We start from the raw sequence: 12,824 nt of genomic DNA on the forward strand, positions 1-12,824 counted from the left end.
AATTAAATTGACAAAATTACACTATAAAGAGTGATATTAAGCGATAGATAGCGCTTGTAAAGGACTAACGGGCATGATTAAATCTTGGATGGTGATTGGGGGCGTGGCTTTCTTAGTTGCTTTAGCCGCTAACGTGATTACGCCTAGCGATCGCCAATGGTTCAAGCGCTTACAACGACCAAGATGGCTAACTTTTGAGGGCGCGATTCCAATTATCTGGACTGTAATATTTATTTGCGGTGCTTGGTCGGCTTATATTATCTGGGAAAAAGATCCAGGAAGCACCTCAACCTGGTTAATCATGGGTTTATATCTGCTGTTAGAAATAATTACTATTGCCTATACGCCTGTAATGTTTAGGCTTCGCAGTCTGAAAGTGGGTACAGTTCTTGGAGGCACAGGTTTTATCATTGGTGCTTTATTGATACTTGCGGTCTTAGGTATTTCTGGTTGGGCAGCATTGCTACTAGTTCCTTATTTGCTTTGGAGTCCCATTGGTACTTATACCACTTGGCAGATGATCAGTCTCAATCCTCAAGATGCCTAAAATTCGCACCAACGAATGATTAAAGCTATGCCCTAAATTGTCAAACTTGCAGTGTATAACTTGACAAAATACACAAAGCTTGAGGTCATTATGATTCCATCTTGGCTGATAATTGGGGCTGTAACTTTTTTCATCGCCCTTGGAAGTTTCTTGATTACGCCGCGTGATGTTAAATGGTTTGCACTATTAAGTCGCCCTCGCTGGCTAGTTTTTGAACCTCTGATTCCACTCATTTGGACTGTGATTTTTATTTGCGGTGCAGCTTCAGCTTATATTGTCTGGGAAAAAAATCCCGGAAGCCCAATTACTTGGTTAATAATGGCTTTGTACCTTTTGATGGAAATTATTACCGTTGCCTACATACCTATAATGCTGAGGTTTCGCAGTCTCAAAGCTGGGGAAATTCTTGGGCTAGTTGGTTTAATTTCAGGCGTTTTCCTCGCAATCTGCGTTTTGCCGATTTCTCTAATAGCGGGGCTGTTACTCCTTCCCTATCTAATTTGGACTCCCATTGGTACTTACACCACCGACGAGTTGAGAGAGTTAAATCCTCAAGATGCTTGAAGAAGTATTCAGTAGTCTGAATTCAGTAGTCAGAAGAAGAAAGTGTGGGATGAACGCTTATTTATTCCTTATGGATTCCGCAAGAAAGATTTAGTATTTAGTTTCACCATTTATTCAGCGTTAGATTGAGTAAGTCCGCCAGTCAGACTCCAATTCAATTCTGTAGCTTGCTTCCCTGAAAGGGTATTCTGAATTCTGACTCCTGAATTCTTTTGTGATAACGCATCTATGCAATACGGCCATAACGTGCCGTGACAGGATTGGCTGGATTCGATTGATTATTCAGCCAAGCCCACATTTGATCGCCAACAGAAAAATGCCACCACTCTCTGGGATTGCGTTGAAACCCTGCTTTTAACATGACATCTTGCAATAGCTGGCGGTAAGCATGATAATTTTGTGCTTCTGGGTCGTCATTATTGGCATAATAATCGGGATGCGATCGCTCTGACATTTCATCAATCGGCGAACCCATATTTACTATTTGCCCAATATCATCTACTAGCGTCACATCTACCGCCGCACCTGTACTGTGAGGAGGCGGAGTTTTTTCATCCAAACTTGGTGCAGCCCAAATTGCATAAACCGCTTCCCAAACTTCTTGACGTTGCTTTGGGGATAACTCCACATTAGTTAATCCCCTATCTTGCACTGCTTGAGTGAAGCTGTAATCTACCATAAACTGCTGAACTGCGATCGGGCGATAAGCATCAAAAATTTGGATACGCCAGTTGCGATGCAGCAATTCAAGATAATTTTGCGCTTGGATCAAATTTTCAATGACGCTTTGACGGAGATAATAGGGGGAGTGTTTACCATAAGGCGCACCTAATTTTTCATAAGGATGGGGAGATTCCACCGCAAACAATTCTAAAGGAATCGCTATTATCGGTTCACCACACTCAAAAATCGGAATTTGATGATAAGGTCTCATCTAGTCAGCTACACAGGACTTACGGATTTTAACGCAAGCATAGCATTCTGCGTAACAAGTCTCTTCTTTCTCTGTGTCCTTTGCGCCTCTGCGTGCAATACTAATTTTTCTCAATCCTGAACGGTGAACCAAAAACTTTTTTCTAAAGGGTAAACGCTAATAATCTGCTACGTATACAAACTTATATAGCCTTTCCTAATCACATAAAGTACATCATAGTCCCCTCTCGAAGAACCTACGGTTTACACACAAGTACTTTTGTCCAGAACACAAGGACTTTCATTCAGAACACGAGGACTTTCATTCAGAACACAAGGACTTTCATTCAGAACACGAAGACTTTGGTTCAGAACACGAGGACTTTGGTTCAGAACACGAGGACTTTGGTTCAGAACACGAGGACTTTGGTTCAGAACACGAGGACTTTCGTCCAAAACACAAGTACTTTCGTTCAGAACACAAGTCTTTTTTGAGTCTTTGAGGGAATGAAACAGCTTTCCTTTTCGAGAGGAGTTGGGGGTGGGGTTATTGTACCTAAATCAACCAAGAACCGCTATATAAAATTACTTAGGCTGTAATTACTGCTTATAAAGTTCTGAAACCTTTCAAAAAATGAAATTATTAAAGTAACGTGTAACATATTATTAATTCTTGCCAAATTTAAATTAATCGCGCCCAAAAAATGTAATGATACCATATATTTTTCCCATTATTTAGGAATATCCTTGCACTAAAAATCAACATAAAAAATAAAGTATGGCAGATAGAACCAAAATTATTTCCTTTGAACTTTCTGACGGCAAAATAATTAAAGTAGAGGTTACGCCTATAGGAGAACAACCTGTTTCTGATGAAACCAGAGTCTTTAAACAAGCGACAGAAATTATTAAATCCATTGCTGAAGATGTCGCAGTTACATTAAAAGATATTAGCGAGACAGTCAAACCAGATAAATTTAGTGTCAAACTAGGTTTACAAATTGGAGTTGAGTCAGGACAACTAACCGCTTTAATTGTGAAAGGAACAGGCACAGCTAACCTGGAAATTACGATGGAATGGGGTAAATAATAGTTGATTGTCTTACAGTTGTGGTAATCTTTTTACAAAGATGCTACGTGAGAGCAATTAATGGGTAACGAAGACGATTTACAACGCTGTACAGTGCGTTTAAATGTTGCCAGTAGTCAGGGAACAGGTTTTTTTGTTGCACCGAATTGGATTCTCACCTGCGCCCATGTAGTCGAATCTGCAAAAGATAACCCTGTGCAAGTATTCTGGAAAGCAGGAAACCAGAATTACACAGCTAAAGTTACGCAATCATACAAATTTCCCCTTGATTTAGCCCTTTTACAACTGTACGAGGATTGTTTGGATCATCCCTGTGTTGAATTGGATGATACAAAACCCAATACCAACGATGATTTATATATTTTTGGTTATCCCAAGAATAGCGAAGTTGATTATTCACAGGGGGATTCAGCAAGCTTTAAATATGAAGGAATAAGTTTTAAACAGGATATTATTCTCTATAAGTTAAAGCAAGGGCAAGTTATCTCAGGCTTTAGTGGCTCGCCTTTATTCAATTTACTAACAGGTAAAGTTTGTGGAATTGTGCATCTTTCCCGTGATGAAGGTAACGATTTAGGTGGGCGGGCTGTTTCGGCTCAAGTTATTGTGCAACAGTTTCCCGAAATTGCCTTACTTAATAAACAATTTCATCAGTCGAAGCCCAAAGGTGATAATCCATTTGAATATGGTCTTCCTGTTCCTCCACAACGTTTTTACGGACGGAGAAGAGAGATTTTAGAGATTAAAAACCGCATTGGCGCGATTAGTCCTCAATGTGTCAATTTGGTAGGATTGCGGCGCAATGGAAAATCCTCGCTATTGCGATATATCAGAGAAAGAATCAGCGAATTTTGTTCGCCAGAACAAAAGCCTTTAGTTGTGTTCTTAGATTTAACAAATGGGAATTTTCATACTCCAGAGGGGATTATTGAAGGCTTAAGGCGAGGAATTCAAAAACTAACAGGGAATTTTCCTTGGTCAAAGGAAGATAATGAAGATGGCTTTGCAGTAGAAGATGGCTTACAGAATTTAGTAGATGAAGGGTATCGTTTAATTATTTTATTGGATGAGTTTGAAGCCATTGCTAGTAACACAGATAGATTGAAATTGTTTCAGGATTGGGGAGAAGATTGGCGTTCTAAGGCTTCTGCGGGTTTATTAACAATGGTAATTGCCAGCAAACGCCCTCTTAATGAAGTTTACGAAACTTTGAGTCTGGGTTCTCCCTTTGCCAATATTTTCAGTATGACTATTTTAGGGGCATTAGAGAAGGAAGCTTGTCAAAGCATTATCCAGAAAGGACAGGAAGGATTTCTGCTGCCTAATTCTGCGGTATTACAATGGGTGGATGAGTTAGCAGGAGGGTTGCCCTATTATGTGCAGATGGCAGGGGCGATGTTGTGGCAAAATAGGAATCAAAAAATAGCTAAAAATGAGTTTGATTTTCAAGCAAAGCCTCGTTTTGAAGAACTTTGGAAAGATTTAAGCAAAGTTGAACGTTTAGCATTGCGTTATGAGTTGGGAGAGAGTAATTTACCTATTCCTGATCTGGCAATTGTAGATAGGCTTCAGCGTCATGGATTATTACGGAAGAATGGGGGTTTATTTAGCAGTGTTTTTGCAGAGTTTATGAAATGTCAAAGATAAAGCAATAAGCCAAAAAATCAGACATTAAATATAAAAAATGTTACTGTTTTTGCAAGAAACTTGGGAACTATTTTGGTGGGCAATGTTTTGTCCTTCAAGGCTTCAAGAACGAGTGAATGAATGGTTGCCTAAAGAAGAAAAAGATGGACGCAGACCAGACACAAGTTTTTTTGATATTTTGTTGTACGGAAACTTACGATTTATTAGTCAGTATATATTACTATTATTTATTTGTAATATCCCTCTTATTTTAAGACTAATTGAGCGTAATCAATTATTAGATTGGTTACAGTTACCTTGTGTAATGTTAATTGCTTATGCGACAGGACTTTTATTTTTATCTTTAGGGCTGGTTATCCCCTTGTTGTGGTTGATAGTTGTATTAAATCAGCCTGATAGCTGGTTAAAAGGCTTAACAAAAGCTATTAAAGTTTTACCTCCTTTATCTCAAATAGGGATAGGTCTTGCAGTTTTTGGAGTATTCATATCATTAACTGTTTGGTTAATGCAACTGTTAAAAACAGTACATCTTCCCCTTGCTCGTAATGTGATGGTGGTGGGAGGAACAATCAGTGTGATGTTAGGAGCGTGGTTAGCAACTCAAAACTGGTTATTTCTGTTGTTAGTAAGTGGAATAACAGGCTTTTTACTATTTGTATTTGTAGTAAGAGAAGATATGACAGATAGTGATAATGCGGTCGTCGTGGCGGGAGGAGTGGCGGGAGGAGTGGCGGGAGGAGTGGCGGTCGTCATGGCCCCAGGAGTGGTAGAAGTCGTAATGAAAGTCGTGGCGGGAGGAGTGGCGGGAGGAGTGGCAGGAGGAGTGGCGGCCGTCTTGGGGATCGGAGTGGCGGCCGTCTTGGCGATCGGAGTGGCGGTCGTCGTGGCGGGAGGAGTGGCGGGAGGAGTAGCGGTCGGAGTAGCGGGAGGAGTGGCGGGAGGAGTGGCGGGAGGAGTGGCGGGAGGAGTGGCGGCCGTCGTGGCGATCGTCGTGGCGGGAGGAGTGGCGGGAGGAGTGGCGGGAGTTGCTACTTTACCGCTTATTTGGTTTTCGATTGTTGCAAGTTTAATCGCTTTTGCTCTTGCACCAGTAAAAGACAACACAGTTTTTATCATCATTACAGTGATTTTAATAGCTCTTTCTGCCCAAAATTTAGGATGGCTTTCAGCATTAATTATCCCTGTAACCTTAGTTAGCTATTACAGAATATTTCCTGATTATGGTTTTATCTCTTTAGGTAGCTATTATAGATTATTTACTCATTATTTACTAAAACTTTTCAGGTTTTCAGATTCAACAATTAGGCGGCTTCGTCCCCAAACAACAAAAATACTTTTTCAATTACCTCCTTACACTAGCGAACTCCTGTGGATACCTTTACTTAATCATGCTCAACTTCTTGTTTATGAATTTCGTGAAAGACCTCAACAAGCCTTAACAATCTTTCAATATACCCAAACTTTTTCTTTACCAGGATTTCAAATAACCCTGCAAAATGCCTTACCGCAAATTGTCGCTGACCAACTCAAGAAAATTATAAGTATCCCAGAACTGCTATTTACTGCCAACTCAGATCATCCTATATTACCCTTCCTGATTTCCCCTTTATATCACCTTGATTCTGACAGCGATACTCCCACTCCGGAAACACCTTTGCCAAAAGTTAAACCCGAACTTTCTATCCTTCTCCCTCGCTTGCAAACTATTATTCAAGATATTCAATCTGCACTCGAAAATGAAAATATAGCCTTACGAGAACGAGGATTAGAACGAATCAATAACAATGTTATTCGATTACAATTCCAATTACCCTCTCTGGGACTTAAAGATGAAGCCATCAAACGCTGGACACCTGTACTGGAACATTGGCAAAAGGTTATTGAACTGGAACAAAATGAACAACGTCAACTCTCTCAAGGCGGACTAATCAACCCGTTCCAATATGGAAATCCGGTGCGATTTGAGCAAAAAAACTTGTTTAAAGGTCGTCAGATATTTGCCAATGAAATTGTCCGTCGAGCTTTAGACCGTGACCGACCTACTCTTGTGCTGCATGGGCCCCGTCGCTGTGGTAAAACTTCCTTTTTGTATAACTTTCCCCGCCTGCTTCCTAGTGATATACTCCCGGTATTTGTGGATATGCAAAGTTCCGCCATTACCACCAGCGAATCTGACTTGTGCTTTGGCTTAGTCCGTGCAATTCATAAAGACTGCAAAAGTCAAGGTGTTCAATTACCAAACATTCCTAAACGCACCGATTTTCAAGCTAGTCCCTATACCATCTTAGAAGATTGGTTAGATGAAGCACTTGCCCAAATTGGAGAACGGCGCATCCTTCTCAACCTTGATGAATTTGAAAAAATCGGTACGGCTATCCAAAAGGGACAAATAACTTTACGTTTATTTGACGAACTGCGCCATTTAATTCAACATTATGAAAAACTCGGTTTTCTCTTTTCTGGGGTACAAACTTTAGAAGAATTAGGCCCGAATTGGAGTAGCTATTTTATCAGCGTTGTCCCGATAGAAATGCTTTATCTTGAACCTAACGAAGCCGAGGATTTACTGCTCAATCCAGATCCAGATTTTACACTGCTTTACGCTCCAGGCATTGTAAAAGAAGTATTAAAGCTTACCAGTTGTCACCCTTACTGCCTACAATTATTGGGCGCATCAATGGTGAATCAAGCTAACTTTAACCATACTGATTTGATTACTGCTGAACTCTTGCAAGCTTCTATTAATGACGCATTTACTTCTGGTCAGCCTTATTTTACAAATATTTGGACAGAATTTACAGGAACTACACCAGAAGAAATAGTAATTGGTCAAGAATTATTATTACAAGTTGCCAAGACAGATATTTTATTAGCTATAACTACTGAAATTGCTGAAAAGGTATTAACCCGCTTGTTGCGTTATCATATTTTACACAAAATCAATAGAGGATATGATTTTGAAATTCCTCTGTTAAAACAATGGGTGAGAGAGCGTGCAGTAAAAAGCTAATTATTTAAAGTAAGGAATTAGAGAAGGCACACAACGCAACCTTTTTGTTGTGACTATAGTATCCAATATTTAAACTTTTCTATCGTCTATGAATCAATACGGTTCAGTTAAGGGCTACTGGCAACAATTTTGGGTTTTCGAGACGCGATAAATCGCCGTCTCTACAAGTGTTTTGGGCTTATCTGAACTGTATTGGTCTATGAATGACTTTAAATTTTATCATTGAGGGTTCGTTTTTTCAAAAATGCTCAATCAAAACCAAACACCTCTATTAGATGCTTTAAAAGCCAATGCTACAAGACCCCATGCGCCTTTTTACACTCCAGGACATAAACTAGGTGAGGGAATTTCTCACCCCTTGGCTGATTTACTTGGTAAGGCTGTATTTCGCGCTGATTTAACCGAATTAGCAGATTTAGATAATCTCTTTGCACCCCAAGGCGTTATTCAAGCAGCGCAACAACTAGCAGCACAAGCTTTTGGCGCTTCGCAAACATGGTTTCTTGTCAACGGTTCTACCTGTGGAATTGAAGCCGCAATTCTTGCTACCTGTGGTACAGGCGATAAAATCATTTTGCCTCGCAATGTGCATTCTTCTGCGATCGCTGGTTTAATTCTCTCCGGTGCAATACCCATTTTTCTTAATCCTGAATACGATCCAGTTTTAGATATTGCCCACAGCATCACGCCCAATGCTGTAGAATCTGCACTCCAACAACATCCCGATGCTAAAGCAGTTTTGACAGTTTATCCAACATATTACGGCGTTTGTGGAAATTTGAGTGCGATCGCCAATATTACCCATCAATACAATATCCCTTTACTCGTAGATGAGGCACACGGCGCACACTTTGCCTTTCATCCCGAATTACCCACTTCCGCTTTAGCCGCAGGTGCAGATTTAACTGTACAATCCATCCACAAAGTACTTGGTGCAATGACACAGGCATCAATGCTCCATATCCAAGGTAATAGGATAGATTGCGATCGCATCAGTAAAGCTTTGCAACTAGTACAATCTACCAGTCCTAGTTATTTACTTTTAGCTTCTTTAGATGCAGCGCGTCAGCAAATGGCACTCCACGGAAAAATGCTGATGTCTCGCACATTGCAACTTGCCAATGAAGCTAGAACAAAAATCAGTCAAATTCCTGGATTATCTGTCTTACAGATTCTTAGACCCCCTTATCAAGGGGGGTTGGGGGGATCTCCCGGCTTTATGGCTTTAGACGAAACACGGCTAACTGTAACTGTTTCTGGTTTAGGCTTAACCGGATTTGAAGCAGATGAAATTCTAGATGAAAAATTTGCTGTCACTGCTGAATTCGCTTCACTGCAACATATCACCTTTATCATTAGTTTGGGCAACACCCCAGCCGATATCAAGCAATTAGTGCAAGGTTTTACCACTCTTGCTAAAGAATATCGTCGAACCAACTTGACTGTTACAAATCCTAATGGGCAAAATCTTTTAACTACACAGGAATATACTTTACATTTTTCTCCCCGTGAAGCCTTTTTTGCTGTCAGTGAAGCATTGCCTTTAGCACAAACAAGCGATCGCATCTGTGCCGAAATTATCTGTCCCTATCCCCCAGGAATTCCTGTGTTAATGCCGGGAGAAATCATCACTAAACCCGTCCTTGATTACCTGCAACAAATCCAAGCAATGGGGGGATTTATCAGTGGTTGCAATGACTCTAGCCTCAAAACTTTGAAAGTTGTGAAATAACGTCCTAATGTTAATTCGCCACAAACCCAATCAAGCAACTTGTCTGAAATAATCAGAAGTTTTTGACAGCATAGCGCATGACGCGAACTTGTTTAGAGATTTTCGCTCATCTGTTATTTCCTTGCTCTCTAGCTTCTACAATAAGGATAGACTTTATTGAGATTTGTATAGTTGGGGAAAAGCTGTCATGGCTCCCGCCGTTTTAATTCAGAATCTGCAAAAACGTTACGGCACAGTGGTTGCCGTCCAGGATGTTTCATTTCAGGTAGAGCCGGGAGAAATCTTTGGTTTACTTGGCCCCAACGGTGCTGGGAAAACTACTACCTTGCGTGCCTTGTGTACGCTGACCACACCGGATGCTGGCAAAATCGAAGTATCTGGCATCTCTGTGTTAGATAATCCGAGGGTGGCAAGGCAACGACTAGGCTATGTTGCTCAGGAAGTAGCTATAGATAAGGTGCTAACTGGAAAAGAACTGCTGCAATTGCAAGCAGCACTTTATCACCTCCCACGTGCAGTAGCCAAACAGCGCATTGAGACAGTATTAGATTTACTCGGTTTGCAAGAATACGCCAATAAAAAGACAGGAACCTATTCTGGCGGTTTACGCAAGCGCCTAGACTTGGCTGCTGGGTTGCTCCATGCACCAGATGTTCTGGTATTGGATGAGCCAACTGTAGGACTTGATATAGAAACCCGTTTTGTTGTATGGGATTTCCTACGAAAATTACGCGCCTCTGGGACGACGGTAGTAATTACCAGCCATTACCTAGAAGAAATTGACGCTTTAGCCGATCGCGTGGCAATTATAGATCGGGGCGTGGTAATTGCCTCTGGGACACCTTCACAATTAAAAGATCAAGTCGGGGGCGATCGCATCACCTTGCGAATCCGCGAGTTTTCCCCCAGTGAGGAAGCAGAAATTGCCAAAAACCTCTTGCAATCTTTGCCCTTTGTGCAAGAAGTCATTATCAACAGCGCTCAAGGTAATTCCCTCAACTTAGTGGTGACACCTCAAAACGATGTTCTCATTAACATACAGCAAGCGCTGAATACTGCTGGCTTGCCCATATTTGGTATTGCCCAATCTCGCCCCAGCCTCGATGACGTTTATCTCGCCGCTACAGGACGCACCCTGATGGATGCAGAACTGGCAGCCGTTGCCACTCGCGATCCCAAAGCTGAGAAAAAGCAGCTTATGAGATAGGAGCATGGCGAATGGGGCATGAGGAATAGAAATAATTACAATTCCCAATCCCCAATTCCCAATCCCCAATTCCCAATTCCCAATCCCCAATCCCCAATTATGAGCGTTACTCCTAAATCTGATATCAATTGGCAGTCACTAGCATCGCCACCGGCAGATGTTAATGCTGCACCTAGCTTTTTCGGTGAATTAGTACAAGAGACGTTGGCTTTAACTCGTCGCTTGTTTATTCAGTTGCAACGCCGTCCCTCATCTTTAGTTGCCGGAATTATTCAGCCAGTCATGTGGCTGATACTGTTTGGTGCTTTGTTCCAAAATGCTCCCAAGGGTATATTTGGCAATACAACAACAAATTACGGACAATTTTTAGCTGCCGGCATAATTGTGTTTACAGCCTTTGCTGGGGCGCTGAATGCTGGTTTACCGGTGATGTTTGACCGCGAGTTCGGCTTTTTGAATCGTTTGCTGGTAGCACCGTTAGCATCGCGGTTTTCCATTGTCTTTGCTTCGGCAATCTTTATCATCAGCCAAAGTTTGCTGCAAGCAGCCGTGATTGTAGCGGCGGCGGCATTTTTGGGCGCTGGACTACCAGATGCAGTCGGTTTAAGTGCGATCGCTCTAATTGTCCTCTTATTAGCTTTAGGCGTAACAGCCATCTCCCTCGGTTTAGCTTTCGCCCTACCCGGACACATTGAACTGATTGCAGTGATTTTTGTCACTAATTTACCATTATTGTTCGCTAGCACTGCTTTGGCTCCTCTATCATTCATGCCTCAGTGGTTACAGGTTATCGCTACCCTAAATCCTCTTAGCTATGCGATCGAACCCATTCGCTATCTGTATCTCCACAGTAGTTGGGGACTAAGTAGTGTAGTTATGCAGGCTCCTTGGGGTGATGTTACCTTTGGGGGAGCGTTGCTGGTATTGTTTGGCTTTGCCGTTGTCGCCTTACTGAGCATTCAACCCCAACTACGGCGGACTCTTGCTTAAAGAGATAAAATAGAGCAGTTTTAGGGTCAAAATCCCATGAAAAAATCATTTTTACAAATTCCTAGACTCTTTGTAGCTACCGTGGCGGGAATTAGCTTTGCTTCCTTGCTCATAGCTCAACCAAGTTCGGCTCAACAAGTCAGCCCAGCCGATGCTTTTCCCAGTAATAGTACAACAGACCAAAATACCGATCCATTCTCTCGTTCAAACGCAGATAATTTCAATATGTTTGACCTGATTCATCGGGCAAATTTTGGGACTCTCAACTGGAATTCTGACCAACAGAACGAACAACTAGACTCAGCCGCAGCAGCCTTTAAAGCAAGGCAACAAAAACTAATTCGAGGTGAACAACAGCAAGCAAGCCCCAGTTTGCCATCGTTTACACTACCATCAGCTACGCCGCCATCGGTTACACCACAATCAGGTAACTGAATTCAAGCAAAGAACCCCAAGCCTCTAGAGGCTCGGGGCTGAGACTATTTAAAAAATCCTTAGTTATCAGGTAAAAACCTACAGCCCAAGCACAGCTAAAACATCGCTAGCATGGGTGGTGGTATTTACACTAGTGTCAACATGGGTAATTTTGCCGTTGGGGTCAATTACATAGGTGACGCGCTTGGCATAACCACCGCCATCCACATCGAAAGCTTTGATGAGGGATTTGTCGCTGTCAGCCAATAGAGGAAAATTCAAATTATATTTTTGGGTGAATGCCTGATGGGAGACTTCATCATCTGCACTGACTCCCAAGATTACAATATCTTTACCTTGATATTGAGCCTGGGCATCTCGAAAACTACAGGCTTGTTTGGTGCAGCCTGGCGTGTCATCTTTGGGGTAAAAATACAAAACAACTGTCTTTCCCCTCAAATTAGATAACGAGATTGTGTTGCCGTTTGTATCTTTGGCGGTAAATGCAGGTGCATCCGTACCAACTGCTAGAGGCATAATTAACCTTTCCTGTTTCAGATTGTTGATGCACTTGAAATTTTACATTAATTTATAATGATTAAATATAATTGCTAAAAAATAGCATAACTATACTTCAGGTAACTAATTTTGGTTAAATGAGGTATATAGTGCAAGAAAAAATATATTCTTGAATTAATCTTTTTAAGAAGA

The 12,824-nt window shown here is 41.5% G+C and carries 11 protein-coding genes; 9 read left to right on the plus strand and 2 right to left on the minus strand.

The window, feature by feature from the left end:
• The first annotated feature begins 73 nt into the window (after positions 1–73).
• The gene (locus H6G86_RS00895; RefSeq protein WP_190932704.1) at positions 74–547 is read left to right on the plus strand and encodes a TspO/MBR family protein; all 474 of its coding nucleotides are present in this window, start codon (positions 74–76) and stop codon (positions 545–547) included.
• Positions 548–637: 90 nt separating this feature from the next.
• Positions 638–1,111 (plus strand): TspO/MBR family protein, encoded by a 474-nt coding sequence (locus tag H6G86_RS00900; RefSeq protein ID WP_190932705.1) that lies wholly within the window; start codon positions 638–640, stop codon positions 1,109–1,111.
• Between the two features lie 226 nt (positions 1,112–1,337).
• Here the strand turns inward: H6G86_RS00900 and H6G86_RS00905 are convergent, their stop codons facing one another.
• Entirely contained in the window at positions 1,338–2,045 is a 708-nt protein-coding gene (locus H6G86_RS00905) for a M15 family metallopeptidase (protein WP_190932706.1), read from the minus strand.
• A 756-nt stretch (positions 2,046–2,801) separates the two neighbouring features.
• Here H6G86_RS00905 and H6G86_RS00910 point away from each other — a divergent pair.
• The 7 genes from H6G86_RS00910 to H6G86_RS00940 all read left to right on the plus strand — a co-directional run bounded on the left by H6G86_RS00910 (position 2,802) and on the right by H6G86_RS00940 (position 12,134).
• Positions 2,802–3,113, plus strand: coding sequence for a CU044_2847 family protein (locus H6G86_RS00910; protein WP_190932707.1), 312 nt, complete (start codon positions 2,802–2,804; stop codon positions 3,111–3,113).
• 60 nt (positions 3,114–3,173) lie between these two features.
• Positions 3,174–4,760 (plus strand): serine protease, encoded by a 1,587-nt coding sequence (locus tag H6G86_RS00915; RefSeq protein ID WP_190932708.1) that lies wholly within the window; start codon positions 3,174–3,176, stop codon positions 4,758–4,760.
• A gap of 37 nt (positions 4,761–4,797) precedes the next feature.
• Positions 4,798–7,770 (plus strand): AAA family ATPase, encoded by a 2,973-nt coding sequence (locus H6G86_RS38090; RefSeq protein WP_199338115.1) that lies wholly within the window; start codon positions 4,798–4,800, stop codon positions 7,768–7,770.
• 244 nt (positions 7,771–8,014) lie between these two features.
• On the plus strand, positions 8,015–9,502 hold the full coding sequence (locus tag H6G86_RS00925; protein WP_190932709.1) for an aminotransferase class I/II-fold pyridoxal phosphate-dependent enzyme: 1,488 nt from the start codon (positions 8,015–8,017) through the stop codon (positions 9,500–9,502).
• 187 nt (positions 9,503–9,689) lie between these two features.
• Positions 9,690–10,709 carry an ABC transporter ATP-binding protein gene (locus tag H6G86_RS00930; protein ID WP_190932710.1) on the plus strand — a complete coding sequence of 340 codons (1,020 nt, stop codon included), beginning with the start codon at positions 9,690–9,692 and terminating at the stop codon, positions 10,707–10,709.
• A 99-nt stretch (positions 10,710–10,808) separates the two neighbouring features.
• The gene (locus H6G86_RS00935; RefSeq protein ID WP_114084739.1) at positions 10,809–11,699 is read left to right on the plus strand and encodes an ABC transporter permease; all 891 of its coding nucleotides are present in this window, start codon (positions 10,809–10,811) and stop codon (positions 11,697–11,699) included.
• Positions 11,700–11,735: 36 nt separating this feature from the next.
• Positions 11,736–12,134: a hypothetical protein gene (locus tag H6G86_RS00940; RefSeq protein ID WP_190932711.1), complete on the plus strand. Its 399-nt coding sequence runs from the start codon at positions 11,736–11,738 to the stop codon at positions 12,132–12,134.
• 78 nt (positions 12,135–12,212) lie between these two features.
• Here H6G86_RS00940 and H6G86_RS00945 read toward each other — a convergent pair whose 3' ends face one another.
• Positions 12,213–12,650: a peroxiredoxin gene (locus H6G86_RS00945; protein WP_114084741.1), complete on the minus strand. Its 438-nt coding sequence runs from the start codon at positions 12,648–12,650 to the stop codon at positions 12,213–12,215.
• Positions 12,651–12,824 lie beyond the last annotated feature (174 nt).

Source organism: Nostoc sp. FACHB-133 (assembly GCF_014698055.1).
Lineage (GTDB): Bacteria > Cyanobacteriota > Cyanobacteriia > Cyanobacteriales > Nostocaceae > Nostoc.

Excerpts from the sequence above, each read along its gene's own strand:
- H6G86_RS00895 (WP_190932704.1), top strand. The coding sequence starts at position 74 with ATGATTAAATCTTGGATGGTGATTGGGGGCGTGGCTTTCTTAGTTGCT.
- H6G86_RS00900 (WP_190932705.1), top strand. The coding sequence starts at position 638 with ATGATTCCATCTTGGCTGATAATTGGGGCTGTAACTTTTTTCATCGCC.
- H6G86_RS00905 (WP_190932706.1), bottom strand. The coding sequence starts at position 2,045 with ATGAGACCTTATCATCAAATTCCGATTTTTGAGTGTGGTGAACCGATA.
- H6G86_RS00910 (WP_190932707.1), top strand. The coding sequence starts at position 2,802 with ATGGCAGATAGAACCAAAATTATTTCCTTTGAACTTTCTGACGGCAAA.
- H6G86_RS00915 (WP_190932708.1), top strand. The coding sequence starts at position 3,174 with ATGGGTAACGAAGACGATTTACAACGCTGTACAGTGCGTTTAAATGTT.
- H6G86_RS38090 (WP_199338115.1), top strand. The coding sequence starts at position 4,798 with ATGTTACTGTTTTTGCAAGAAACTTGGGAACTATTTTGGTGGGCAATG.
- H6G86_RS00925 (WP_190932709.1), top strand. The coding sequence starts at position 8,015 with ATGCTCAATCAAAACCAAACACCTCTATTAGATGCTTTAAAAGCCAAT.
- H6G86_RS00930 (WP_190932710.1), top strand. The coding sequence starts at position 9,690 with ATGGCTCCCGCCGTTTTAATTCAGAATCTGCAAAAACGTTACGGCACA.
- H6G86_RS00935 (WP_114084739.1), top strand. The coding sequence starts at position 10,809 with ATGAGCGTTACTCCTAAATCTGATATCAATTGGCAGTCACTAGCATCG.
- H6G86_RS00940 (WP_190932711.1), top strand. The coding sequence starts at position 11,736 with ATGAAAAAATCATTTTTACAAATTCCTAGACTCTTTGTAGCTACCGTG.
- H6G86_RS00945 (WP_114084741.1), bottom strand. The coding sequence starts at position 12,650 with ATGCCTCTAGCAGTTGGTACGGATGCACCTGCATTTACCGCCAAAGAT.